At 44.4% G+C, this 25,803-nt stretch carries 23 protein-coding genes, 1 tRNA gene and 1 pseudogene; 3 read left to right on the top strand and 22 right to left on the bottom strand.

Annotated elements, in window-relative coordinates:
* Positions 1 to 158: 158 nt before the first annotated feature.
* Both rpsT and BACCOPRO_RS05835 read right to left on the bottom strand, forming a co-directional pair.
* Positions 159 to 413, bottom strand: coding sequence for a 30S ribosomal protein S20 (gene rpsT, locus BACCOPRO_RS05830; protein ID WP_008141817.1), 255 nt, complete (start codon positions 411 to 413; stop codon positions 159 to 161).
* 42 nt (positions 414 to 455) lie between these two features.
* Positions 456 to 527: transfer RNA gene (locus tag BACCOPRO_RS05835), tRNA-Glu, on the bottom strand.
* Between the two features lie 173 nt (positions 528 to 700).
* Between BACCOPRO_RS05835 and recO the strand changes: the two genes are divergently transcribed.
* Entirely contained in the window at positions 701 to 1,426 is a 726-nt protein-coding gene (recO, locus tag BACCOPRO_RS05840) for a DNA repair protein RecO (protein WP_040311249.1), read from the top strand.
* Between the two features lie 5 nt (positions 1,427 to 1,431).
* On the opposite strand, the gene BACCOPRO_RS05845 is transcribed toward recO, so the two are convergent.
* The 15 genes from BACCOPRO_RS05845 to rsmH form a co-directional block, all read right to left on the bottom strand.
* Positions 1,432 to 2,724 (bottom strand): ABC transporter permease, encoded by a 1,293-nt coding sequence (locus tag BACCOPRO_RS05845; RefSeq protein WP_008141821.1) that lies wholly within the window; start codon positions 2,722 to 2,724, stop codon positions 1,432 to 1,434.
* A gap of 18 nt (positions 2,725 to 2,742) precedes the next feature.
* Complete coding sequence (locus BACCOPRO_RS05850) at positions 2,743 to 3,657, bottom strand: ABC transporter ATP-binding protein (protein WP_008141822.1); 915 nt, start codon at positions 3,655 to 3,657, stop codon at positions 2,743 to 2,745.
* Positions 3,658 to 3,881: 224 nt separating this feature from the next.
* Entirely contained in the window at positions 3,882 to 4,331 is a 450-nt protein-coding gene (locus tag BACCOPRO_RS05855) for a GatB/YqeY domain-containing protein (protein ID WP_008141824.1), read from the bottom strand.
* A gap of 38 nt (positions 4,332 to 4,369) precedes the next feature.
* Positions 4,370 to 5,677, bottom strand: coding sequence for a cell division protein FtsZ (ftsZ, locus tag BACCOPRO_RS05860; RefSeq protein ID WP_008141826.1), 1,308 nt, complete (start codon positions 5,675 to 5,677; stop codon positions 4,370 to 4,372).
* Positions 5,678 to 5,722: 45 nt separating this feature from the next.
* Positions 5,723 to 7,294 (bottom strand): cell division protein FtsA, encoded by a 1,572-nt coding sequence (ftsA, locus tag BACCOPRO_RS05865; protein WP_008141827.1) that lies wholly within the window; start codon positions 7,292 to 7,294, stop codon positions 5,723 to 5,725.
* A 3-nt stretch (positions 7,295 to 7,297) separates the two neighbouring features.
* Positions 7,298 to 8,035, bottom strand: coding sequence for a cell division protein FtsQ/DivIB (locus tag BACCOPRO_RS05870; RefSeq protein ID WP_008141828.1), 738 nt, complete (start codon positions 8,033 to 8,035; stop codon positions 7,298 to 7,300).
* Positions 8,032 to 9,408, bottom strand: coding sequence for a UDP-N-acetylmuramate--L-alanine ligase (locus BACCOPRO_RS05875; protein WP_008141829.1), 1,377 nt, complete (start codon positions 9,406 to 9,408; stop codon positions 8,032 to 8,034). The genes BACCOPRO_RS05870 and BACCOPRO_RS05875 overlap by 4 nt, the downstream gene beginning before the upstream one ends.
* On the bottom strand, positions 9,398 to 10,528 hold the full coding sequence (gene murG, locus BACCOPRO_RS05880) for an undecaprenyldiphospho-muramoylpentapeptide beta-N-acetylglucosaminyltransferase (protein ID WP_008141830.1): 1,131 nt from the start codon (positions 10,526 to 10,528) through the stop codon (positions 9,398 to 9,400). Before murG ends, BACCOPRO_RS05875 begins: the two co-directional genes overlap by 11 nt.
* A 59-nt stretch (positions 10,529 to 10,587) precedes the next feature.
* Complete coding sequence (locus tag BACCOPRO_RS05885) at positions 10,588 to 11,919, bottom strand: FtsW/RodA/SpoVE family cell cycle protein (RefSeq protein ID WP_008141831.1); 1,332 nt, start codon at positions 11,917 to 11,919, stop codon at positions 10,588 to 10,590.
* 10 nt (positions 11,920 to 11,929) lie between these two features.
* Complete coding sequence (gene murD, locus BACCOPRO_RS05890; protein WP_008141832.1) at positions 11,930 to 13,264, bottom strand: UDP-N-acetylmuramoyl-L-alanine--D-glutamate ligase; 1,335 nt, start codon at positions 13,262 to 13,264, stop codon at positions 11,930 to 11,932.
* Between the two features lie 4 nt (positions 13,265 to 13,268).
* Positions 13,269 to 14,537: a phospho-N-acetylmuramoyl-pentapeptide-transferase gene (gene mraY / locus BACCOPRO_RS05895; protein WP_008141833.1), complete on the bottom strand. Its 1,269-nt coding sequence runs from the start codon at positions 14,535 to 14,537 to the stop codon at positions 13,269 to 13,271.
* An 11-nt stretch (positions 14,538 to 14,548) separates the two neighbouring features.
* Positions 14,549 to 16,015: a UDP-N-acetylmuramoyl-L-alanyl-D-glutamate--2,6-diaminopimelate ligase gene (locus BACCOPRO_RS05900; RefSeq protein ID WP_008141834.1), complete on the bottom strand. Its 1,467-nt coding sequence runs from the start codon at positions 16,013 to 16,015 to the stop codon at positions 14,549 to 14,551.
* Between the two features lie 7 nt (positions 16,016 to 16,022).
* On the bottom strand, positions 16,023 to 18,152 hold the full coding sequence (locus tag BACCOPRO_RS05905) for a PASTA domain-containing penicillin-binding protein (protein WP_008141835.1): 2,130 nt from the start codon (positions 18,150 to 18,152) through the stop codon (positions 16,023 to 16,025).
* 2 nt (positions 18,153 to 18,154) lie between these two features.
* A complete protein-coding gene (locus BACCOPRO_RS05910) occupies positions 18,155 to 18,502 on the bottom strand; it encodes an FtsL-like putative cell division protein (protein WP_022276774.1) in 348 nt (115 codons plus the stop codon).
* A gap of 12 nt (positions 18,503 to 18,514) precedes the next feature.
* On the bottom strand, positions 18,515 to 19,429 hold the full coding sequence (rsmH, locus tag BACCOPRO_RS05915) for a 16S rRNA (cytosine(1402)-N(4))-methyltransferase RsmH (RefSeq protein ID WP_008141837.1): 915 nt from the start codon (positions 19,427 to 19,429) through the stop codon (positions 18,515 to 18,517).
* Positions 19,430 to 19,722: 293 nt separating this feature from the next.
* Between rsmH and glsA the strand changes: the two genes are divergently transcribed.
* Positions 19,723 to 20,541, top strand: a complete 819-nt coding sequence (glsA, locus tag BACCOPRO_RS05920; RefSeq protein WP_008141838.1) for a lyso-glycine lipid O-acyltransferase GlsA — start codon at positions 19,723 to 19,725, stop codon at positions 20,539 to 20,541.
* A gap of 23 nt (positions 20,542 to 20,564) precedes the next feature.
* A complete protein-coding gene (gene glsB, locus BACCOPRO_RS05925; RefSeq protein WP_008141839.1) occupies positions 20,565 to 21,548 on the top strand; it encodes a glycine N(alpha)-acyltransferase GlsB in 984 nt (327 codons plus the stop codon).
* An 860-nt stretch (positions 21,549 to 22,408) separates the two neighbouring features.
* On the opposite strand, the gene BACCOPRO_RS05930 is transcribed toward glsB, so the two are convergent.
* The 5 genes and pseudogenes from BACCOPRO_RS05930 to BACCOPRO_RS17165 form a co-directional block, all read right to left on the bottom strand.
* Complete coding sequence (locus BACCOPRO_RS05930; RefSeq protein WP_008141843.1) at positions 22,409 to 22,747, bottom strand: hypothetical protein; 339 nt, start codon at positions 22,745 to 22,747, stop codon at positions 22,409 to 22,411.
* A 14-nt stretch (positions 22,748 to 22,761) separates the two neighbouring features.
* A complete protein-coding gene (locus BACCOPRO_RS05935; protein WP_008141844.1) occupies positions 22,762 to 23,742 on the bottom strand; it encodes a virulence RhuM family protein in 981 nt (326 codons plus the stop codon).
* Between the two features lie 129 nt (positions 23,743 to 23,871).
* Positions 23,872 to 24,051: pseudogene (locus tag BACCOPRO_RS05940) on the bottom strand (AlbA family DNA-binding domain-containing protein); the annotation flags it as partial.
* A 9-nt stretch (positions 24,052 to 24,060) separates the two neighbouring features.
* A complete protein-coding gene (locus BACCOPRO_RS05945) occupies positions 24,061 to 24,897 on the bottom strand; it encodes a DUF4062 domain-containing protein (RefSeq protein ID WP_008141848.1) in 837 nt (278 codons plus the stop codon).
* A gap of 12 nt (positions 24,898 to 24,909) precedes the next feature.
* Entirely contained in the window at positions 24,910 to 25,689 is a 780-nt protein-coding gene (locus BACCOPRO_RS17165; protein WP_008141850.1) for a toll/interleukin-1 receptor domain-containing protein, read from the bottom strand.
* Positions 25,690 to 25,803: the final 114 nt, after the last annotated feature.

Raw genomic sequence — 25,803 nt, forward strand, 5'->3', positions numbered from 1 at the left:
TTACTAAAAAACTACGAGATTTCAACGATTTAAACTATTTTTATGTGATGCCTGTGTGAGGGTGGAAACGGGGGATAATGGCGATGGGAGGGGATAAAACGACAAAAGGCTGGATTTATAAATCCAGCCTTCTTATCTCTTTTACGCTAAGCAATTCCTTAAGCCAGTTTGCTGATGTGTGCAGCCAGTTTAGACTTCAGGTTTGCAGCTTTGTTCTTGTGGATGATGTTGCGTTTTGCCAACTTATCCAGCATTTTCTGTACGTTCGGCAACAAAGCTACAGCTTCTGCTTTGTCAGTAGTTGTACGAAGCTTCTTCACAGCGTTACGCATTGTCTTGGCATAATATCTGTTGTGAAGTCTTCTTTTTTCTTCCTGTCTGATTCTTTTGATAGATGATTTGTGATTTGCCATCTCGACTAATCTTTAATATTGTTCGTGATTTTGTTTATTATGTAGCCCGTGGGGGAATCGAACCCCCCTTTCAAGAATGAAAATCTTGCGTCCTAACCGATAGACGAACGGGCCTTCCTTGATTTCAGGCGATTTTCCTGACTGGCTTTCGAGGACTGTATCTCTCGTTTGCGGATGCAAAGGTAGGAAGATTTTTCATTCTACCAAAACATTTGCTGTTTTTTTTCGCATTTTTCTGCTTAAATGCATCCGGAATGCCTTTTTATTCGGTTATCTTTGCAGGCAGTATGTTGCGCAAGTCAAAAGGAATCGTTTTGCATACCGTGAAATATAGTGACAAGTCGAATATTGTCCATATTTATACGGAGCAGGGAGGACGGATGTCTTTCCTCATCCCGGCATCGCGTTCGCGGAAGTCGGCTGTCAACGGGTTGCTGTTTCAACCCCTGTCGCTTGTAGAGTTCGAAGCGGATATCCGTCCGCGTTCCGGGCTTCACCCCATACGGGAAGCGAAATCCTGGCAGCCCTTTCAGTCATTGCCTTATGATCCTTATAAGTCGGCGATTGCCCTTTTCCTGGCAGAGTTTCTGTATCGTGCCCTGAAGGAAGAGGCCGAAAATGCTCCGCTTTTTGCTTATCTGGTTCATTCTGTTCTTTGGCTGGATGCCTGTGATACGAACTTTGCCAATTTCCATCTGGTCTTTCTGATGCGTCTCTCCCGTTTCCTCGGACTGTATCCCAATGTGGAAGGATATGCCGAAGGGGACTGCTTTGACCTGCTGAATGCTTGTTTTGTAGCGGAGTCTCCCCGGCATGGCATGTATGTCGGTCCGCAGGAGGCTTCACATATCAGTCTGCTGATGCGTATGAATTATGAAACCATGCATTTGTTTGCCATGAGCCGGAGAGAACGTAACCGTTGCCTGGAGATCATCAATGAATATTACCGGCTTCATCTGCCGGATTTTCCCGAATTGAAGTCTCTTCCTGTTCTTCAGGAGCTTTTCGTATAACCGTTTTATTTATAGGTGATCCATTTCATCATTTCTTTCAGTGACGGTTTCTTGCCGTACATCAGGATGCCGATGCGGTAGATTTTTCCGGCAATCCAGATCATGCCGAGTGCTGTACCGTAAAGGATGACGAGTGAAAGAAGGATTTCCCACATCGGTGCGTCGAAGGGGACGCGTACCATCATGACGATGGGCGAGGTGAAGGGAATCATGGAACACCATTGTGCCAGGGGGCCGTCGGGATTGTCACCGCTGGCAATGGCAGCATAGAGTGCAAATATCATCAGCAGCGTGATGGGCATGATGAACTGCTGTGAGTCTTCCTGCTCATTGATGGAGGCACCGATGGCAGCAAAGATGGAGGCATAGATCAGATAGCCTCCCACAAAGTTGAGTACAAAGAGCGTTCCCATCTTTGCCAGATTCAGGTTGTGAAGGGCAGCTACCAGTGAAGCGGCATCGCTTGTGGGGGCTTCCATGGCCATCATCTGTGCGGTGTCGGGCGACTGAAGGGCGGCTATGCCGAGCATACTTCCGGCAACAGCCAGTATGGCCGTCAGCATGATTCCCCAGATACAAAGCTGGACGATTCCTACCAGACCGATACCGATAATCTTACCGATCATCAGCTGGAAGGGCTTGACGGATGAAACCATCAGCTCTACGATGCGGTTGGTCTTTTCTTCCATGACACTCTGCATGACCATTCCTCCGTAGCTGAGTACAAAGATGTAGATCAGGATGGTCAGAATCATGCCCGATGCGGTTGCCAGGCCGGAGTTGGATTCCTGTACGCTTCCGTCCTCACTCCATTTGACGGTACGGATGGAATAGGTCTGGTCGAAATCCTTCATAATGTCCTGCAATTGTGGAATGTTGTAGTGGATCAGTTTGTCGTGGCGGATCTGGGTATTCAAAGCTTCGTTTACGATGCGCGACAGACTGTTGGGGATTTCCTTGCGTGAATAGATGACGGCTGCTGACGGATCTTTGATCAGATCGTCGGTAATCATCACAACGGCACTGACGCCGGATGTGTCGGTGCGGTATTCTTCTTTCATTTCACTGCCCGGTACAAAATGATAGGATTCGTTGTCCTGGAACTGGGAAAGATATTTTCCTGTCTGATCAACGACTACCACTTCCTTGGCTTCGTCGCTTTTCACCATGGCCAGCATGACCGGAAGCAGAACGGTAGCTGCAAAGATGAAGGGCATGAGGATGGTCAGTAGGATGAATGACTTTTTACTGGCGCGGTTCATGAACTCGCGCTGTATGATGATAAATGTCTTGTTCATGTTTGCTGATGGTTTAAGTTATTTTTTACCTTCTACCGTACGGATGAAGATTTCGTTCATGGAAGGCAGGCATTCGGAGAAGGAGAGGATTTCGGCCTGCTGTCCCACTTCCGACAGGAGATCGGAGTTGGAAACTTCCTGTAACTTACGCAGCGTGTAATGGCTTTCGTTACCGGATGCTTGTGTCAGAGTAGCCTGGAAGAGCGCGGTGTCTTTCAGGGGATGGTCTGCACGTACAGACAGGGTGTATGTATCCGACTTGAAGCGGCTTCGTACTTCGTTGACGTTACCTTGAAGCACAACTTCCGAATGGTTGATCAGTGCAATGTTGTCACAGATTTCTTCCACGGAAGCCATGTTGTGGGTAGAGAAAATGATGGTGTGTCCCTGATTTTTCAGTTCCAGAATTTCCCGTTTCAGCAATTCAGCATTGACCGGATCGAATCCGGAGAAAGGTTCGTCGAAGATCAGCAGCTGGGGTTTGTGGAGCACGGTAATGATAAACTGCACTTTCTGTTGCATACCTTTGGACAGTTCTTCCAGTTTTTTGTTCCACCATGGGGTGATTTCAAACTTTTCGAACCATTTCTTCAGGCGGGCAGTCGCTTCACTGCGGCTCAGTCCTTTCAGCTGGGCCAGGTAAATGGCCTGATCGCCTACTTTCATTTTCTTGTACAGTCCCCGTTCTTCGGGCAGGTATCCGATGTGGAAGATATCTTCCGGCCGTGAAAGGTGACCGTTGAAGTATACTTCTCCGGAATCGGGAGCCGTGATACGGTTAATGATGCGGATCAAGGTAGTTTTGCCTGCTCCGTTGGGGCCCAGTAGTCCGAACACCTTACCTTCAGGTACCTGAATGCTGACTCCGTTCAGTGCAGTGTGGCTGGCGTATCGCTTTACCACTTGACGTGTTTCTAAAAAAGGTTTGACCATAAAAAGATTTATTAATTGAGTTTTTCGGTTTTCCGGATCTCATCGGGTTAACATATTTCGTCTGGAATCCGGAGTTTTGCAGACAAATGTAATGAATCCTTGCGGATTGACAAGTATGAGAACAGGAAAATATCAAAAAAGCCTGTTTATAGTTGTCTCTTTTGACAAGAGCACTACAAACAGGCTTTCCCTGAAGGGTTAATAAAAATATCTTTCAGGAATCCTTATCCCAGCAGTTCTTTTACTTTGGCAGAGATTGCGCGTCCTTCAGCCAGTCCGGCGAGTTCTTTGGAAGCTACGCCCATGACTTTACCCATGTCCTTGCCGGAAGTTGCTCCGGTGCGGGCAATGATTTCTTTCAGACGGACTTCCAGTTCCTCAGCCGAAAGCTGTTTGGGCAGGTAAGCTTCGATTACTTTTACCTGAGCCAGTTCGGCTTCAGCCAGGTCTGCACGTCCCTGCTGTTCGTATACGGCAGCAGAATCTTTTCCTTGTTTGACAAGTTTCTGCATGATTTTCAATGCAGCGTCATCGGTCAGAGTATCGTTGGCTCCCGGTGCTGTCTTTGCTTCCAGAAAGAACTTCTTGACATTGCGCAGGGTTTCCAGTTTTACTTTGTCTTTGGCCTTCATGGCCTCTTTGATATCGTTGCTGATCTGATCAAATAAATCCATAGTTCTTATAATTACATTAGTTGTTGAATCCGAGTGGTTTAGAAAGTAATGGTCATACTTCCTGACTCATTGCTTTCCAGTTTCTGAGTCATCTTGTCTTCTGCCGTAGCTTTTGACTGGATGGCTTCCAGAACAGCCTTTGTACGCTTGTATGTCGGTGTGGTTTCTACCATACTGATGATATCGTCATTGTCCAGGTCTTCCTGTGTGAAGACATACAGATTGTGACGGCGTTTCCGGTTGCTGTTCTTCAGAATGCTCTTTCCGTAATAGTCACCGCGGCGTTCTTCTTTTTTCTGTTCTTCTTCTTCCAGCTCTTCCAGGCGTTTCTGTTCTTCCTGAGAGTGCTTTTCCAATACGCTGTCCATTCCCGGTACGTCTTTGATGCCGAAACCGGTGGCCAGAATCGTGAACTTCACTTTGTCGTTCAGCGTGTCGTCAATGTAAAGACCCCATTTGGTTTCCACGTCTTTACCGAAGCGGCTCATGAATTCGTGGATTTCATCCATTTCACCCATCATCAGTTCGCTGCTGGGGCTATAGGTGATGACGAACAGCACTTTCTTCGAATTGAAAATATCGTTGTTGTTCAGCAGCGGAGAGTGAAGAGCATCTGTGATGGCCTGTGTAACACGGCCTTCTCCTTCTCCGAAGCCTGTACTCATAATGGCGACGCCTCCGTCTTTCAGAACGGTCTTGACGTCGTTGAAGTCAAGGTTGATCGTACCGCGCAAGGTAATGATTTCAGCAATGCTCTTGGCTGCGATGGAGAGTGTGTCATCGGCTTTACCGAATGCATTCATTACGCTGATATCGGAATAAACGTCGCGCAGGCGTTCGTTGTTGATCACCAGCAAGGCATCAACATGTTTGCTCATCTCTTCCACGCCGTCCAGGGCCTGGTCGATCTTTTTGTTGCCTTCGAATACGAAGGGGATTGTAACAATACCTACTGTCAGGATGTTCATTTCCTTGGCAGTCTTGGCAATAATCGGTGCAGCACCGGTTCCGGTACCTCCACCCATTCCGGCTGTGATAAAGGCCATCCGGCAGCCGTCGTTCAGCATTTCCTTTACATCTTCCAGGCTCTCTTCGGCAGCAGCACGCGCACGTTCCGGACGGTTACCGGCACCGAGGCCTTCGCTTCCGAGCTGGATTTTCTGGGGGACAGGCGACTCTTCGAGCGCCTGATTGTCTGTATTGCAGACCACGAACGTAACGTCGTGGATACCTTCTCTATACATGTGGTTGACAGCATTACCGCCGCCACCGCCTACACCGATCACTTTAATGATGCTCGATGTGCCACTTTCCGGGAAAGTGAAGGGCATAAGTTCATCAGACATAATTCTTCCTCTTTATTTATACGGTGAATACTCTGTTTTCTTTTCTCAATCTTTCATGATGTCGTCTGACATCTTGGTTATTTTTTCAGTCAGGTTGCTAAACCAGCTGTTCTTTTTCTTTTGTGCCTTGATTTCGTCTTCCAGCACATTGATTTCTTCAGCCTTTTCAGGGAGATTCATGGCTCTTGCATGTTCAATTTCCTGAAGAGCTGCCTTATAGTTCTTTTTTCCCAGCAGGCTTTGGGCCCGTTCCATATAGGATTCATATTCCTTCTGACGCTTCATGGCCCGTTCTTCTTCCTGACGTTTCTTTTCTTCTTCAATACGGTGTCTGCGTTCAGCTTCTTCCGCCTGACGTCTTTCTTCTTCTTCCTTGAGCTTGCGTTCTTCTTCTTTCCGCTTGGCTTCTGCTTCCTTTTGCTGGAGATCTTCGGTGAAGCTCAGCTGAACACCCTTTCTCGGATCAATGCGGCAGCAGTTTTCTTTTCCAGATGCCAGGATTCCGATCAGTGTGTTCTGAGTACCATCCTGTGGCAGTTCGATATCTCCTTCGAGGCTGATTTCGGAAGATTTTGCAATACGGATCTTTTCGATCTTTGTAATGTGAGTGAAAGCCTTGTCCAGATTCGGCAGGTTAGTCATACCTCCGGTGAAGACAACTCCGCCCAACAGTTTATCTCCATAGCCGGAAACCATGATCTGATTCCATACGTTGGTGATAATTTCATTAACGCGGGCTTCCACGATATCTTCCAGCTGGCGTGCCGGGATGGTGCAACGACCGTCCAGGTTATAACTGCGGTTTGTTTCCTCGTCGTTGTCGGAAAGTTCTGTGTAAGCACTTCCGAAGCGCAGTTTCAGCTGTTCGCCTTCTTCTTCTTCGAAATGCATGCTGCAGATGTCCTGAGTGATATTTTCGCTACCCAACGGGATTACCGCCAGATGACGCAGTATGTTGTTCTTATAAACAGAAACCGTTGTTGTATTGGCTCCGAAGTCAATGAGTGCACATCCGGAACGGCGTTCACTGTCGCTTAGAACCACGTTGGCTGTAACCAAAGGAGAAAGGAAGTAATCGGCGACTTCATAACCGGTCTGTTTGAAGCATTGCTTGATATTGCTTTTGAGGGAATGGCGGGCAATGATGTTCAGGAAATGTCCTTCGATATAATCAGCGGGAACACCTACCGGTTCGGTGAGCAAATTGTTTCCTACTTTATATTCCTGTGGCTCTACGGCCAGAATTTCCCGGTCGATCAAAGGGATTTCCCGGTTGCTTTGCATGATGGAATCAATCAGTGCCTGTGAGATTTTCGTGTCTTCTCCCAGTTGCTTGGATTCTGTATTGCGTATGCTTCTGACAGACAACCCTCCGATACCTACGTATACTTTCCGGATGGGGGCATGCAGCGTCTCCTCCAGTTCCTTGATGACTGAAGTCAAGCATTGTGTTGTTTTATCCAAATTGTAGATTGCGCCTTTCTTGATGCAATCTGATGAACGTTCGGAGGCGTATGCCAGGATTCGGATACTTCCGTCCGCGTTCTTCTTGCCTGCAATGCCTGTTATCTCTGTAGATCCCAGTTCGATTGCTACTATAAAATCCGTTGCTGCCATATCTTACTTCTCTTTTTTGGTACAAATAATCTGATTATTAAATTCTATGCTGATTCGCTTGTACTTGTTCCATCCTACATGGCTCAGCGCCTCTTCGTAGAATGTACGCAGTTTTCTAAACTTCTCATCATAGTTTCCTGCTTTTCCTAAAAACAGTATATGGTCTCCCACACGGGGAACAAGTTCCAGTTCCAGTTTGGGAGTGACATGAATCTGTTCAATCTGTGCACTCCAGAAGGGATCAGCCTGAAGGTAGTTTCCCAGCTTGTGAAGCTCTTCCTGAGCGAACTTGCGGTCTATGTATCCTGTAGCTACAGCGACATGAACCGGCTTTCCGGGGGCTGACATAATATTACCTTCCTGATCGATGTAATAATTGTCGCCATTGTCACTCATGATTCTCATCAGAGGAATGCGCTGATAGATTTCAATGCCGACTTTACCTCCGGAGGTCAGGTAACACTCTGCATCGCTGATAAACGGATGCTTGTCAAGTGTTTCTTCCAGTCTGCGAACATTGATGCTGTTCAAAGGTTTTCCTTCCGGAGACAGCTTCTTGGCTTTTAACAGAGCTTTTACTTCAGCTGGAGTTACAAATCCGAAATTGACACTGTCTTTGACAACCAATTCCATACCCTTGCAAATCCGATTGTCGGGTTTGCCATTAAAAGCGGTAACGGCCAACACGAGGTAAGCCGAAATCAGCAGCAGTGTACAGAGTATGAGAATTCGTTTGATCATCGGTCTTTCAGCATTTCATAAATTTGTGGTACAAAATTGTCAATATCTCCGGCTCCCAGGGTAACCAGTACTTCAAGATGTTTCTTTTTCAACAGGTCAAGAAGCTCTTCTTTGGTACATAATGTTTTTTCCATGTCGGGACGCAGGTTGTCATATATTAACCGGCTGGTAACTCCCGGTATGGGAAGTTCTCGTGCCGGATAGATGTCCAGTAGGATCACTTCGTCGAGCAGGGACAGACTTTCGGCGAACTCTTTGTAGAAGTCGCGTGTTCGTGTATACAGATGAGGCTGGAAGACTGCTGTGATTTTCCGGTCCGGATAAAGTGCTTTGAGGGAAGTAATGCTTTTCCGGATTTCTTCCGGATGATGAGCGTAATCACTCAGGAAAGCCAGATGATCGTTCTTGATCTTGAAATCAAAACGACGGTCTACTCCTCCAAAACTTGCCATGGCAGTCTTTATCTCTTCAGCGGTTGCTCCGGCTATTTGTGCCAAAGCCATAGCGGCGATTCCATTCTCAATATTGACATACACAGGAACTCCCAACCGTATATCGCAGATGTTTCCCAGCGGAGAAATGTAATCAAACTGGATTTCACCCCCTCCGATACGGATGTTAGTTGCATGGAAATCCCCTTCTTCTATGGAGTATGTGTAAGTTGTTACTCCGGGCTGTACGTCAGGCTGCATTGCTAATCCTTTATGTATGATCAGGAAACCGTCCGGGCGTATCAGAGACGTATATTTGCGGAAACTTTCCAGATAGGCTTCTTCAGTACCGTAAATATCCAGATGATCGGGGTCTGTTGCAGTAATTACTGTTGCATATGGAGTGAGCCAATGAAAGGAACGGTCGAACTCATCAGCTTCGATGACAACAAAGTCACTTTTGTCTGAAAGGAGCAGGTTCGTTCCATAATTTTTGGAAATACCTCCTAAGAAAGCATTACATCCAATGTGAGACTGATGCAACAGGTGAGCAGCCATGGTAGAAGTTGTGGTCTTGCCATGTGTACCGGCAACGCATAATCCTCTTTCTGTACGGGTCAACATTCCGAGAACTTGTGCCCGCTTTTGTATATTGAAACCTTTTTCCTGAAAATAAACAAATTCTTTATGTGTAGCAGGAATAGCAGGTGTATAAACGATCAAGGTTGTTTCCGGATCCAGAAAGTCTTCTGGAATGGCAGATACATTTTCCTCATAATGAATGGCAGCTCCTTCAGCAATCAGTTTTTCGGTCAGTTCGCTTGGCGTACGGTCGTAACCGCCTACTTTCTTGCCTTTAGACAAGAAATAGCGAACCAATGCACTCATGCCGATACCTCCGGCACCGATGAAGTATACTGCTTTCAATATATTAATGTTCATGATTTTCTCTATATTTAAGTGCCAGTTTCCATACCTCCTCAGCAATGGTATTTGCTGAGTCTTTGAAAGCCAGCTTAGCTATATTTGTACTTAATTTCTTTAAAGTTTCCGGTTGCTGCACCGTTTCAATGGCTGTTTTCAGCAGTTTCTCCGATGCTTCAGCATCTTTGATATATAATGCAGCATCTTTAGCGACCAGTGCCAACGCATTCTTTGTCTGATGATCTTCTGCAACATTGGGCGATGGAACTAAGATAACAGGCTTTCCTAACAGACAGAATTCGGAAATAGATCCGGCACCGGCCCGGCTGATGACCAAATCTGCGGCGCTGTATGCGGCAGCCATGTCTGTAATGAAGTCTGTTGTGTGCAGCATCGGATAGTTCTCTGCCTGGCCTACTTTTTCCTTGGCCTCATTGATATAGAACTTTCCTGTTTGCCAAATAAACTGTACACCAGACTGTCTGATCTGATCCAATCCGTTTAGTACGCAATTGTTGATGGTGCGTGCTCCTAAACTTCCTCCTACAATCAAGACTGTTTTCTTTGTCGGGTCGAGGTTAAAAGAACGGATGGCATCTTCCCGTGACATTTGTTGGTTAAGCAAGTTTTGTCGTACAGGATTACCGGTCAGAATAATTTTTTCCTTGTCAAAGAAACGTTCCATGCCTTCGTAAGCAACACAGATCTTGCATGCTTTTTTGGCCAATAGTTTATTGGTAACTCCTGCATAGGAATTCTGTTCCTGAATCAAGGTTGGAATACCCATGCTTCCTGCAACTTTTAGTGTCGGTCCGCTGGCATATCCGCCTACACCGACTGCAGCATCCGGCTTAAACTCTTTGATGATTCGTCTGGCCTTTATCTGGCTTTTCATGAGTTTAATGAGTACACTGATATTTTTGAGCAGGTGTTTCCGGTCGAAACCAGCTACAGGTAATCCGATGATCTGATAACCGGCAGCCGGTACGCGTTGCATCTCCATACGGCCTTCTGCGCCCACGAAAAGGATTTCTGCTTCGGGATGCTGTTCTTTAATGGCGTTGGCTATGGAGACTGCCGGGAATATATGACCTCCGGTTCCGCCTCCACTGATGATTATGCGTATATTTTTTTTCATAAATAAACTATTTCCTGCAAAGTTAGGAATAAACTTGAAAAATAGGAATTAGAGTTCATTTAAATTTCAAGCCTATTGTCATTCTTTATTTCTCGTTCACTGATTTTTTCTTCAGAAACTTCGCTGTCTGACTCTTTTAGATTCTGCTTTGCCAGAGAGGTTGCACTTTGTAGCAGAGAAAGAGCTGCTTGTTGAACTTCTTCTTGCTTTTGGGCCTCCTCTTCTTCTTTTTGTTTCTTGAGCTCATAGACATGACGGCTGATGCTTAAAATCATGCCGATGTAAACACATGTGACCAAAGTGGAGGATCCTCCTTTACTGATCAGAGGAAGAGGCTGTCCGGTTACCGGCATCAGACCTACCGCTACCATCATATTGAACATTGCCTGAAGGGCAATGATAATGCCGAAGCCCATGACGAGGTAAGCATAATAGGGCTTGTCACAGTTCCTTGCAATTTTACCTATTCGCATCAGCAGAACGATGTAGAGCAGGGCCGTAAAAGCTCCTCCAACAAGTCCGAGTTCTTCAATAATGATTGCGTAGATGAAATCAGAGAAGGCCTGTGAGAGGAAGTCACGCTGCACACTGTTTCCCGGTCCTTTCCCAAGAATGTGACTGGTGGCGATGGCAATATTGGCATGAGCAACCTGAGCATCTCCGTCAATATCAAACTTGGCAGCAGGGATTTCAGCAGGATCAAAATGGTTGTTCAGTCGGCTTTGCCAGGTAACCATTCGGTGAAGTTTGATGGTGTCCCATGCAGAAGCCGGAACATATTTGATTGTACTGAAAGCCAAAAGAATCGCAGCCAGGCCACATCCGGTCAGCATTGCCATCTGTTTAAATGGAACCCGGGCTATGAACATCATCAGATAAACGCTTCCTGCCAGCAGTACTGCTGTTGAAAGGTTCTCGGTGACGATAAGCAGACACGTTGCGCCTGTAATTCCTAAAATCAGCTTAAAGGCTTTTTTGTTTATTCCGTTTTCCTCCTGGGTTTTGGACAATATGAAAGCAACGGAAATGATTGTTGCCATCTTTGCAACTTCAGAAGGCTGAAACTGGAAAAAGCCCAGGTCGATCCATCGTCTGGCTCCATTGGTCAAAGCTCCTAGCAATAAAACCCCCAGGAGAAGTAACCATGAAAGCGGAAGCGCAACAATGAATGTCTTGAACCAGCGGCAAGGGATATTATGAATAATCCAAACACCGATTGCCCCAATAAAGAGCAGAATCATATGGGAACGTATAGGTCCCCAATGATCACCACTCTTGTAGGTCAGTGTACTTGATGCACTGAATACTTCTACAATGGATATCAGGCAGAGAAAAAGGAATATGATCCAAATAACCTTATCTCCCTTGAATAAATTCTTTAACAGGTCCATCTCTGGTTTATTAGAGTTCTCTTACGTATTTTTTAAACTGGTCGCCTCTGTCCTCATAACTTTTGAACAGGTCGAAACTTGCGCAGCAGGGGCTAAGCAGGACGGTTTCACCTTTCTTAGCCATCTGGTAGGCTGCATCGACTGCATCTTTCATGCTTTGTACGTCAACAATCGGCAATCCGAAACCGTCGAAGAAGTCGTGCAGTTTCTCATTATGCAGTCCCATGAAGATCAGACCGGAACATTTTTCCCGAACCAGATCAGCTATTTCATTATAGTCGTTACCCTTGTCCTTTCCTCCCAGAATGAGAACCGTTTTGGTCTTCATGCTTTGCAGGGCATACCAGCAAGAGTTGACATTTGTTGCTTTGGAGTCGTTGATGTATTCTACTCCTCGTACGCGGCAAACTTTTTCCAGGCGGTGCTCCACTCCCTTGAAGTCGTTCAACGCTTCACGGATACATTCTTTCCGTATACCTGCGATATTGGCAGAGATTCCAGCAGCCATGGAATTGAACAGGTTATGTGTACCCGTAAGAGCCAATTCTTCCTGTTCCATATTGAAAGCTATCGGTTCCGTGAAATAGACCTTGTTTTCTTCCACGAAAGCAGCCAGTCCTTCTTCTCTTTTTTCTGCGAATGGATAATAATGGCCGTGTATGCCGTATTTGTGCAATTCCCGTTGGATAACCGGGTCGTCATTCCAGAAGATAAATGCATCAGCATCGGTCTGGTTCTGGATAATGCGGAACTTGGCATCTACATAGTTTTGCATCTGATATCCGTAACGGTCCAGATGATCGGGCGTAATGTTCATCAGCACGGCGATATTAGCATGGAATTTGTACATGTTATCCAGTTGGAAACTGCTTAATTCAATGACATAATAGTCATAATTGCATTTTGCCACCTGAAAAGCAAGGCTCTGTCCGATATTGCCGGCCAGTCCGACGTTCAGTCCTGCCTTTTTAAAGATGTGATAAATCAGTGAGGTTGTCGTCGTCTTGCCATTACTGCCTGTGATACAAATCATCTTTGCCTGCGTATATCGGCCGGCAAATTCAATTTCTGAGATAATGGGTGTACCTTGTTCTTTCAGTTTCAGAATCAGAGGTGCATCATTGGGAATGCCGGGACTCTTGATAACTTCATCGGCATTCAGGATAAGACTTTCCGTGTGATGGCCTTCTTCCCATGGAATGTCTCTTTCATCCAACATCTTCTTATACTTGTCCTTGATTTGGGACATGTCTGATACAAAGGTATCGAAGCCTTGTTTCTTTGCCAGTACGGCAGCTCCCGCGCCGCTTTCACCAGCTCCTAATATGACAATTCTCTTTGCCATGATCTTATCTTATCTTTAAAGTTATAATCGTAATAGCTGCTAACACAATACTTACAATCCAAAAGCGGACCGTAATTTTTGACTCATGGAATACACTTGCCGGATTCTTGATCAGGTAAGTGCAGTTTGGATCCAACTGGGCCAGAGTCGTACGGAAATGGTCGTGAATCGGAGCACGTTTGAATACGCGTTGCTTACGTCCTTTCCGTTTTCCCCGCTGGAAATATTTAACCTGCAGGATGACGGACAGGTTTTCCACCAGAAATATACCACATAAAATAGGAATCAGGAGTTCCTTGTGGATGATAATGGCGAATACAGCGATAATACCGCCGATAGTCAGACTTCCGGTGTCACCCATAAATACTTGAGCCGGGAAAGCATTGTACCACAGGAAACCGATCAGGGCTCCGATGAAAGCACAGATGAAGATTACCAGTTCTTCACTTCCCGGGATATACATGATATTCAGATAACCTGCATATTCAATGTGACTCGAGACATATGCCAGGATACCGAGCGTTACTCCTATAATTGCTGAATTACCAGCTGCCATGCCGTCCATACCATCGTTCAGGTTGGCGCCGTTCGAAACAGCTGTTACCACAAAGATCGTAATCAGTACAAAGACAATCCACCCGGCTGTCTGTGCATGTTCTCCCATGAATCCGACAAAATCAGCATAGTCCAGATTGTTGTTTTTAAAGAACGGAATCGTTGTCTTGGTAGATTTCTCATCGTGTGATTTATGGATCACATCCACCACATGTCCGTCTCGCTGGATTTCCACATTTTCCCGAATCACTACATCCGGGCTGAGGTAAAGCGTTAGGCCGACAATCAGTCCCAGTCCGACCTGACCAATGATTTTGAATTTGCCGTGAAGCCCTTCCTTGTCTTTCTTGAATACCTTGATATAATCATCCAGGAAGCCAAGCGTACCCAGCCAGACGGTGGTGATTAGCATCAGCAGCATATAAATGTTGTGAAGTCTTCCCAAAAGAAGGCAGGGAATCAGGATCGCAACAATGATAATGATTCCTCCCATGGTCGGAACCCCGATCTTGTTCGTATTAAACGGATCGATAGAAGCATCCCGCTGTGTTTCCGTAATCTGCTTCCGCTTCAACAGTTTGATGAAATATTCACCAAAGATTGCAGAAATCAGCAGAGAAAGAATGACTGCCATTAATGAGCGGAAAGACACGTAGCCAAACATACGTGCTCCCGGGAAGTCATATTGTTCAAGGTATCTGAATAAATAGTATAGCATCTTGGTCTGATTTATTCTTGATTGTTTTCATTCTTAAAAATTTCACTCAAAACTTCCTTGTCATCAAAATGATGTTTTACACCTTTGATGTCCTGATAGTTTTCGTGTCCTTTTCCTGCAACCAGGATCACGTCTCCGGCTTGAGCCAGCATGCAGGCTGTGCGGATAGCCTCTTTGCGGTCTGTAATGGAAAGCACCTTATTCATATCATTGCTCTTGAGGCCGGCCAGCATGTCATTAATGATATCCTGCGGTTCTTCAAAGCGCGGATTGTCGGAAGTAATGATGACTCTGTCGCTGAGGCGAACAGCTTCCTGAGCCATAATCGGGCGTTTGCCCTTGTCGCGGTTTCCTCCGGCTCCTACGACGGTGATGACTTTTCCTCTGCCGTTCAGAACTTCATGAATTGTATTCAGAACATTCGTCAAGGCATCGGGAGTGTGTGCATAATCTACGATCGCAGTATAACCCTTCGTTGAACGGAGTGAGTCAAAACGTCCGGAAACAGGACGCAGTGTGCTCAGCAAGAGCAGAACATCTTCCGGTTGTTTTCCCAGCAGACATGCAGCACTATATACAGCCAGCAGGTTAGAAGCATTAAAGCGTCCGATGAACTGGACGTTTACTTCCCGGTTGTTGATATCCAGCAACATTCCTTCGAAACCATCTTCCAGCACCTTACCCTTGAAATCTGCCAGTGAGCGGAGCGAATAGGTTGCCACTTTAGCTTTTGTATTCTGCGTCATGACCAGTCCGTTGCGGTCGTCGGCATTTGTCAGGGCAAAAGCTGTTTTGAGAAGACCGTCAAAGAATGCCTTCTTTGCTTTCAGATAATTCTCAAAAGTCTTGTGATAGTCCAGGTGGTCGCGTGTCAGGTTGGTGAAGATACCTCCTGCAAATTTCAGGCCTCCGATCCGCTTTTGGGCAACAGCATGAGAGCTTACCTCCATAAATGCATACTTGCAACCTTCATCCGCCATCCGTCCCAGCAGCTGATTCAGTGTGATGGGGTCGGGGGTAGTGTGATCTGTAGGGATTGCTTCGCCGTCAATGTAATTGCAAACCGTGGAGATCAGTCCGGCTTTGTAGCCGAATTTGCGGAACATATTATACAATAAGGTGGCGATTGTCGTTTTTCCGTTTGTTCCGGTTACTCCGATCAGATCCAGCTTCGAGGTCGGATCTCCATAAAAAGTTGTAGCCAGACGGCCAACCGCATCTTCCGAGTCGTTAACCTGTATATAGGTTACAGTCTCTGACAAGGTTTCGGGCAGCGTTTCACATACTACGGCTGTCGCACCCTTTTCGATTGCTTTTCCGATGTAAGCATGTCCGTCAGTCTGTGTACCCTTGACGGCGACAAAAAGGTCACCTTCTTTAATCTGACGGGAGTCCATCTGGATTCCGCTTATTTCTTTATCCAAATTGCCTTTGACCATTCCTGTAGTAATGGCCTGCAGTATATTTCCCAGTTTCATTGTATTCTCAGTTTGTTAGTGTTAATGATATGGTTTGTCCTTTATGTATGTAACTTCCCGGCTGGATACTTTGTGCACTGACTTTTCCCAGACCTGAAAGTTTTACTCTCAGCCCGTAACTCTCCAATAAGTATACGGCATCTTTAGCTCCCATGCCTTTTACGTTGGGGACAAGCTTTTTGTTTGTTGTCATCTTCTTCAGTTCTGCCTCGTTCGCAGTATGTGTTGCCTTTCCCCAAACCGGATTCTTTCCTTGCGGAATACTGCTTCCGTTGCTGGCGATATTCAGTTGCTGCAGGATAAAGGCAGCCTCTTTCAGATCACCGTTTTTCACGTCGGGGATGAATATGGCAGTAGAATCCTTGGCTTCGGCCAGATCCTTGTACAGATGCTTTGCATAGATCCGTTCGGCAATGCGGCTGAACACGCTTCCGGCCTGTACACCTCCGGACGGATATCCGTTAGGACCTTCGATGGAAACGATGCAGCTGTATTTCGGATTTTCGGATGGGAAATAACCGCAGAAGCTGACCAGATATTTGGTCTTACCGCTTTTATATCCCGCCTTACCTTGGGAAATCTGTGCCGTTCCGGTTTTTCCTGAAACGGAGAACTGCTTGCTTCCGGCCTGTTTGGCCAGACCTTCAGAAACCACTTTCTTCAGAATTTCCCGGATATACATCAGGGTAGTGTCCGAACAAATCTTGGGATTGACCACTTCTGTTTCGAACTCTTCGACAATGTCTCCGTCGCGTGCAATGGCTTTTACGAACTTAGGCTTTACCATGACACCATTATTGGCAATGGCATTATAGAAGTTCAGGATGTAGATCGGCGGGAACATCGTTTCATATCCGATACTCATCCAGGGTAAAGTGGTCCGGGCAAAGTAAGAACGTTCCTTGGGACCCAGAATACGCGGGCTGGCTTCACCGGCAATGCCTAAGTGGAGCGGAGTATCAATGTCCATTCTTCTCAAGCCGTCAATAAACTTCTGGGGATCTTTCCCGTAAAATTTATCGATGATCGTTGAAACACCCACGTTGGAAGAATATTCCAGAATGTGAGTTACATCAAGCGGACCGTAGCCTCCATGATGCCAGTTCCAGTCTTTCATGTTGCTGCCATGCATGTTGACAATACCATTCCCGGTATCGACTACATAATCAGGAGTGATGTATTTATCCTCCATGGCTACCATGATGGATGCCGTCTTGAAGGTTGAACCGGGTTCCATCAGGTTGCTGATGGCGAGGTTTCTCATTTCGTAATAATTTCCGTCGCTGGCCCGGGTCATGTTCACGTTGGCTTTCACTTCTCCGGTTGCCACTTCCATGACGACTGCCACACCGGATTGTGCTTCAAGGTTCTTCAGCTGATCCACCAAAGCCTTTTCTGCAATATCCTGCATATTGACATCGATTGTCGTAATGATGTCATAGCCATCCACTGCCGGCTTGTCGACGATATTCAGGTATTTGTTCATCACCTTCTGGCGATGCGTGATTCCGTTTTCTCCTTTTAACAAAGAGTCATACGCCAGCTCCAGACCATTCTTGGCTCCTTGTGCCATGTCCGGATACATGTCTCCCAGTGTACGCATGGCCAGCGAACCGAAAGGTTTCTTCCGCTGGTTGAAGCTGAGTTCATGGAAGCCGCTTTGATACTTGCCGAGGCAGAATACCGGAAGCTTCTTTACTTCCTTGTATTCGATGTAAGAGATGCGTTTGGGATACAGCAGATAGTTGCGGCTCTTTTGTTTTCTTCCCTTGAGAATGTGCCGTCTGAACTCCTGGGCGCTTTTATCCGGAAATATCTGGTGAAGCCCTTCGCAGATTTCCTGCAGGTGGTTCATCAGCATGGTATCCTTCTTATAGCCTCCGGCCTTGAAGTCCATGTAGATTTTATATTCGGGCAGGCTGCTGGCCATCAGTTTGCCATCGGCAGAGATGATGTTTCCCCGGGTAGGCGGGATGGCCACATTTTCCTTGACGAAGCGGTCGGCTACATCTTTCCAGTATTGTCTTTCGGCAAACATGATGAGTCCCGCTTTCACAATAATGCATACGGACATCAGTGCAAAGAACAGCACGAGAGTCGTATAGCGCAACATAACTTTTTTCTGTTCAGGTATCATGCTTACTTTTCTTTAATCAGATAGGGGGGGGTGGCTGCGGTTTCCAGCGGAGTACCCTCCTTGGATATAAATTCTTCAATGCGCGACTGTCTGCTCTTCTCTGTCAGTTCAGAAGAAATGGTCAGGGCATCATATTTGATGTCGGTCAGTTCTTTCTTCAGCTTGTCGATCTCAATCAGCTCCTGCTGGCAGGCATAACGGTTGTCGATATACAGGAACGTCAGGATGACGATGAGCACAAGCAGTTTGGCTTGTCTCTTCAGCCAGTCGTGAGCCAGGATGTCTCCACCCAATATACTTCGCAGGGTGATATGTGAAGTTTCTTGTCGTTTCTCGTCTTGTTGTTCCATAATCATCGGTCTTTATTTCTTTTCAGCGATTCTTAGTTTGGCACTGCGTGAACGCGGGTTGCGTATGATTTCTTCCTCAGTCGGAACGATTACCTTGTTGTTTACCAGTCTGAAAGGAGACTGCACGTTGCCGTAGAAGTCCTGAACGGATTTGCCTTCGGCGTTGCCGGTTTTCATGACATTCTTCACGATGCGGTCCTCCAGTGAATGATAAGTGATGACCGACAGGCGGCCGCCCGGCTTCAGAGCCTCAGTTGCCGCATAAAGCATTTCTTTCAAGGCTTCCATTTCCTGGTTCACTTCGATGCGCAGTGCCTGAAAGACCTTTGCCAGTTCCTTCTTTTCTCTTTCGCGTCCGTAGAGCGGTTTGACGATATCCAGAAAGTCTCCGATGGTAACGATCTTCTTGCTGCTGCGTGCTTTTACGAGGGTTGCAGCCAGCTTCCGGCTGTTCTTCAGTTCGCCGTACAGGTAGAATAAGTCGGCCAGCCGCTCTTCTTCGTACGTGTTCACGATGTCTGCGGCAGTGATACCTGCCCGTTTGTTCATGCGCATGTCCAGATTGCCGTCGAACCGGAACGAGAATCCCCGTTCCGAATCGTCAAAGTGATGCGACGAAACGCCCAGGTCGGCCAGGATGGCATCCACCTTTTCCACACCATAATAGCGCAGGAAGTTGTGGAGGTATCGGAAGTTGCTTCGTACGAATGTGAAGCGTTCGTCATTCACAATATTGCGTTCGGCGTCTTCGTCCTGGTCAAAGCTGAACAGCCGGCTGTCCTTGTCCATGCGCCGCAGGATTTCTTTAGAGTGTCCTCCTCCGCCGAATGTCATGTCTACATAGATACCACCCGGCTGGATGTTCATTCCGTCAATGCTTTCTTCCAGTAATACAGGAATGTGATATGTTTGTTCAGTCTCGTTCATCAGTCCGTTTTTTGCTAGGAATACCTTATTATATTAATCAAGGCGTAAAATTAGATATTTCCCGACAAATACTAACTATAAATAAATAAAAAACTTTCAAGAAGTTATCAACAGGTCGTTAAAGCGATAAATGACCTGTTTACGGCTGTTTCTGCCGTGTTACATAAGTGTATTATTTCTCATCCGGAAGGAAAGCTTTGTATCTTTTTTAAGGTGAATTGTAACATTTTTCTAGAATAAATGAGTGACTTTTCAAAAGATACGTTACTTTTGCACAGTAAAAATGTGCGAAGATGGCTGAAAATTCTATTTTTTTAATTGACATAGATAAGGTCCTGAAGGATAAGGCAGGGGAAAAGGCCAAAAAGATTCCCCGTTTTGTCGTGTCCTTTCTCAAGCGCATTGTCCATCAGGATGAGGTAAATGCCTTTCTGACCCGTACGGCTGACAAGTCGGGGGTAGACTTTCTGGAAGCTTGCATGGAATATCTGGACATCAAGCTGGAAGTGGAAGGCATTGAAAACCTGCCGTCTGAAGGCTTGTGTACATTCGTTTCCAATCATCCGCTGGGAGGTCAGGACGGAGTTGCGCTAGGCTATGTGTTGGGGAAACACTATGGAGGCCGCATCAAGTATCTGGTCAACGATCTGTTGATGAACTTGCATGGGCTTGCGCCTCTTTGCATTCCGATCAACAAGACGGGTTCCCAGTCGCGGGATTTCCCCAGAATGGTGGAAGCCGGTTTCCGTTCGGATGATCATATCATTATGTTTCCGGCCGGTTTGTGTTCGCGCCGTCAGCATGGAGTTATCAAAGATTTGCCCTGGAAGAAGACATTTATCGTAAAGAGCGTAGAGACCGAGCGAATGGTAGTTCCTATTCATTTCGAAGGAAGAAACTCTAACTTCTTCTACAATCTGGCGAACCTCTGCAAGTTTTTGGGAGTGAAATTCAATGTAGCAATGCTGTTTCTGGTCGATGAGATGTACAAGAACCGTCACAAGACCTTTAAGGTGACTTTCGGGAAGCCTATTCCCTGGCAAACCTTCAACAAGTCAAGGAATGCTGCCGAATGGGCCGACTATGTGCGCGAACTGGTATATAAACTTTGAGAAAAAGCTATTAACAGAAATATATGGAAGATATTATTGCACCGATTAACAAGGAAGTGTTGAAGTCGGAACTTACGGAAGACAAACGCCTGCGGTTCACGAACAAGAGCCATAACGAGATCTATATCGTTACGTGGAAAAATGCTCCGAATGTATTGAAGGAGATCGGACGTTTGCGTGAGATTGCATTCCGTGCAGCCGGTGGCGGTACGGGAAAAGCACTGGACTTGGATGAATATGATTTGATGGAAAATCCATATCATCAGCTGATTGTCTGGAATCCGGATGCGGAAGAAATTTTAGGGGGATATCGGTATATACTGGGAGATGAAGTTGAATTTGATGCACAGGGTAAGCCTGTACTGGCTACGGCACACATGTTTAATTTCTCAGAAAAGTTTCTGAAAGAGTATCTTCCTACGACGATTGAGCTCGGACGCTCTTTTGTGACACTGGAATATCAGTCCACTCGTGCCGGTTCAAAAGGTTTGTTTGCACTCGACAACTTGTGGGATGGACTGGGAGCCCTGACGGTCATTAAGCCGAATGTGAAGTATTTCTATGGAAAGATGACCATGTATCCCAGCTACAGTCACCGCGGACGCGACATGATCCTGTATTTCCTCAAGAAGCATTTCTCGGACAAAGACAACCTGATAACTCCGATGGAACCTCTTCAGATAGAAACGGAAACCTCGGAACTGGAAAAGCTTTTCTGTTATGATACGTTCAAGGAAGACTACAAGGTGCTGAATACGGAAGTCCGCAAACTGGGCTACAATATTCCGCCGCTGGTAAATGCCTACATGAGCCTGTCGCCGACGATGCGTATGTTTGGTACGGCTATCAATGACGGCTTCGGAGATGTGGAAGAAACCGGTATTCTGATTGCGGTTGATGAAATTCTGGAAGAAAAGCGTGTCCGTCACATTGAGTCCTATATCAAGGAACATCCGGAAGCTTTGCAAATTACTTCCGGAGCCTGCTCGGTTGTGTCAAAAAAATAAAGATATCTGGATTTACTTGTAATAAGTCTGCCCTGTAACAGCCTGAAAAGAAAGGTTGGTGCAGGGCAGTTTTCGTTTGAAAAAACGCTGAAACGTTTTAAGTAGAACGCCGAAGCGTTTTGTCTGAAACATCGAAACGTTTTTTTAAAAGCCCGAAGGCTTTCTGAAGACCCTCTGAAGGTGTCTGGAAGATGGGCCGGAATCGTGCGGTCGTTGAGACCGAATCGACCGCACGTTTCCGTCTCATCGAGTAGTACGTTGAGGCCGAATCGTACTACTCGATTTGGCGGATTGTACTACTCGATGTCGGAGTGTCGAGCGGTCAGTATTTTCACTCCCAGGTTTCTTGCTTCACGAAAGGAAAGTACATTCTTTATGTTCGTATATACATGAGGCGCCACAGCTTTTCTGTAAATAAATATTTTGCGGATAGTTAACCGCAGAATTTGCGGCTTATTATTCGTATGGAACTACATGCATTGTCCGTATTTTAGATGCGGCTGATGATTGCCGCCATTCCTGCTTTTGCTCCACCTCGAACGGTGATATTTTTGTTTTTTACATGCTGCTGGAAAACAAAAAATCCCGATTTCGCTTGGAAATCAGGATTTCATTGTCTTTTATTTTCTTCAAAGTGGTGCCACCAGGAATCGTAATCTAACGATAAGTGGCTGAATATCTTTGATGTATCTTTTAGCTAAAGAAGTAATCTCCCGCTATTGCTCCACCAAATTCTTGCAATATTTTGCAGTGTCTTGCGGAGTCGATTTCCTATTACTCTACAAAGGTAACGCTTTATTTTGAAATACAAGCAGATGACTTGTGTTTTTGCTTCAGCTCGGTGTGGGATTCCAACCGATTCATTTTTTATTCAAATTACCAAACATATCCATAAGCAAAGATATACCATCTACCACAGTCATTGTCCCGTGTTTGGCAATTTGTTGGTTGCATTCTTCAATTTGCCGTTGGCATTCCAAAGCTAAATCATATTCTCCTTGTGTGCATCCTCCTGTGATTCTAGCTTTGTACACAATATAGTTGCATATTTGTAATAATTCCACAATCATAGAACGGAAACGGGCAACTTGAGCTATGTTATATGCTAAAGAAGCACCTTCAACAATCATTTTTGCTTTCTCATCTTTTAATGTAGCTACTTTTGCCGTAAGAAAGGCTAAATCAATTGCATTATTCATATTATAATATCACTTTATTTCTTGTTTAATCTTTTAACCTCTTTGTCGAAATCACTTTCAAGCATATCCATTTCTCGCTTGCGGTATATCTCAAATTCCTTTTCAGCTTTTTCTATGGCTTGTTTATGTGAAATATTACCTTTACCAATCAGGATTTTTCGTTTGTGAGCTATAATCTGATTGTCAAGAGCTTCTATCCAGTCCTTCATAGACATAGGATTCATCTCCAATGCCTGGAATTCTGCAAAATCGAGAAATCCTGAAACTAACAGATTCAGCCGTTGCAGCTCTATTTCTGACAAATAATTTTTCGCAATTTTTACATCATCTTTGGTTACGTAATTACCTTTGAAATTGGTCATTCCGACGAACGGTTTTTCATTGTCCACACGGTTATATATTACCTCAGCAGCTGTATTCTCATGAACCGCATAATGCAGTTTGTTTTGCACGGTGGCGAAAAAAGTTTTAGTCATTTCACTACGAGGATCATAGTCCGTAGCTGTAGCATATATGTCCGTAACCTGCTGGTAAAAATTTCGTTCGCTACTGCGAATATCCCTGATACGCTGCAATAACTCTCGGAAATAGCGGTTTCCTCCCTGTTTCAGCCGTTCATCGTCCATCGCAAAACCTTTCTGAATATATTCATGCAAACGTTGTGTCGCCCAACGCCGGAAGCGTGTTGCTATTTGAGACTGGACACGATATCCCAAAGCTATAACCATATCGAGGTTGTAATGGTCTATATTACGCCTTACCTGACGATTGCCTTCCTGACGAACTAACAAGAATTTCTTGTTAGTTGCTTCTGCTATAAGTTCTCCATCCTTATAGATATTGTCTATATGCTGACTAATATTCTGTTGTGATGTGTCATATATCTCTGCTAACTGACTCTGAGTCAGCCATAAATCTTCGTCAGCAAAACGTACCGATACACGAGTTATTTCGTTATCGTCCTGATATAGAATTATTTTATTTTCTTCGTTCATGTTTATTATCTAAATTGCTATTTGCTATTCCTCAAACACTCTTTCAACGCTAACCCTTTTGCCGTAAGGCGATATTTTTGCAACCAACTTTGCTTGTCGTTAGGGAAAATAAACTCTATGTAGCTCACGTACCTTGTTAGGAATATCTTCCATCAGCTTTTTGGTATCTTGCACACCGCATATTTCACCTTTGTCTTTTATGCCGATGTAAAGTACACCGCCTTGTGCGTTAGCAAAACCGCATATCCATTTTAGAAATTCGTCACGCCAAGATTCTTTGAATTCTATGTTTTGAGATTCGGTTGGCATAAAGTAATTTTATAAATTATGTGTTTCTACATATTTATATGCTGATTCTTTTAATTGATAAATAGGGTGATTGTACTTGTCGTAACCTTTAATCTTAATAAGGTCAAGTTTTAATAGTTTATCAAAAAAAGAATCCCATTCTATTTTTTCTCGCCCACTTCTAATTTCATACTGGTTTGAAGCTCCTAAACCGTATATGCATCCTCCTATAAAATGGGCTTGAAAAAAATCAGGATTATCTACAGAAGTCCACGATTTTAATCGTGCTTTATCATAGTCAGATAGCTCTTCGTGAGAAATCTCATTATTAACTTCTAATTCATTTACAATGATTTTATCCTTTATAAAATTATCATTTATACATAAAGAAAGTTTATCTTCTAAGATTCGTTTAAATTCATCAACATTATTATAATCTTCATATAGAGCTTTTTGTCCAATTTCCTTCTTGAAATTTTGTAAACGGGAAATTTGCTCAATATTGATTTCATTGATATTTAGAGCTTGCTTAAAAAATATCATTACAGGCTTTCCAGCTTTTAGATGCTCTTCTATCTCTTCAACACTTCCACTTGCGTAATCTTGCGTTGGAGTGCCTAATTTGGCTCCAAATATGCAAATTAGTAAATCACTTTTATTTACTACTTGCTGATTAATTGCTTTTTGTGGGTGCATACCTATTATAGGATATGCACTAATAGACCAATGCAATGGCAATAGTACAGTTTTTTGTTTTTCGGCATTAATATTATTCCAATGGTAAATTGCATCTATTGCAATGTTAACTTCTTCTTTAATATCGGAAGGAGCACCTATCATTATTTTATATACATTTGCTTGAAACATACAGTATTATAATTAAATCTGTTTAATGTCCTGAAGGAATTTTTCTCTATGTCTACTCCAACTTGTAATGGATGTATTTTGCAAAGAATAATATCGTTGTAGCTGTTCATGTAATGCATCTAAAGAAATAGAACTATCTATTCTTTCAGCAATTCTTGTATCACACAACCAACCAATATTTTTAAAATTTGCATCAGGCAATAAATATAACTTAACATTGTTATCATAAGCCCAAACAGCTCCCATTTCATTCAAACAAATCTCACTCTCTTTATAGTTTTTGGATATAAGCAAGAAAGAATAGTCAGCATTCTTTATGTTATTATGAATGTGCTTCCTAATATCTTCTCCATTTTTAATACCCATATCTTCAATAGAGGTGCAAAATATTTGCTCTGGTTTTAATCCTATTCCTAATTGCAGAATGTCATCAACAAATAATTGAACGATAGCTTTATCTTTAGAAGAGTGACTAATGAATATTTTCTTTTGATTTACATTTTTTAAATCATACTTTGCCATTATGATATTGATGATAACTTCAATAGCTATTAAACTATCAATTTTGATTTTAGGCGTTCCAATCAATGCGGGTAAGTATTTCTGTATAAATACTTCTTCAATAGGTAAATTCGACTTAATGCTTGTTGATAAATTGCTAAGTGCACTATATAATTTACTTAATTCTCCACATTGAAAGCAACGATTACAATTTCCATTATATATAGAACCACGAATATGATTCACTATATTATGGCATTCTGCTATATTTTGTTTAATAGAATTATCCATAATGTTATTTCTTATTTATTATTTATTATTTCTTTTGTTGCTTCAATTTTTTTGTCCGCATGTAGAACCACATCTTTTATTACTAATTTATGGATGGCAGAACTTATTATCTCC

It is taken from the genome of Phocaeicola coprophilus DSM 18228 = JCM 13818 (genome assembly GCF_000157915.1).
GTDB classification, from domain to species: domain Bacteria; phylum Bacteroidota; class Bacteroidia; order Bacteroidales; family Bacteroidaceae; genus Phocaeicola; species Phocaeicola coprophilus.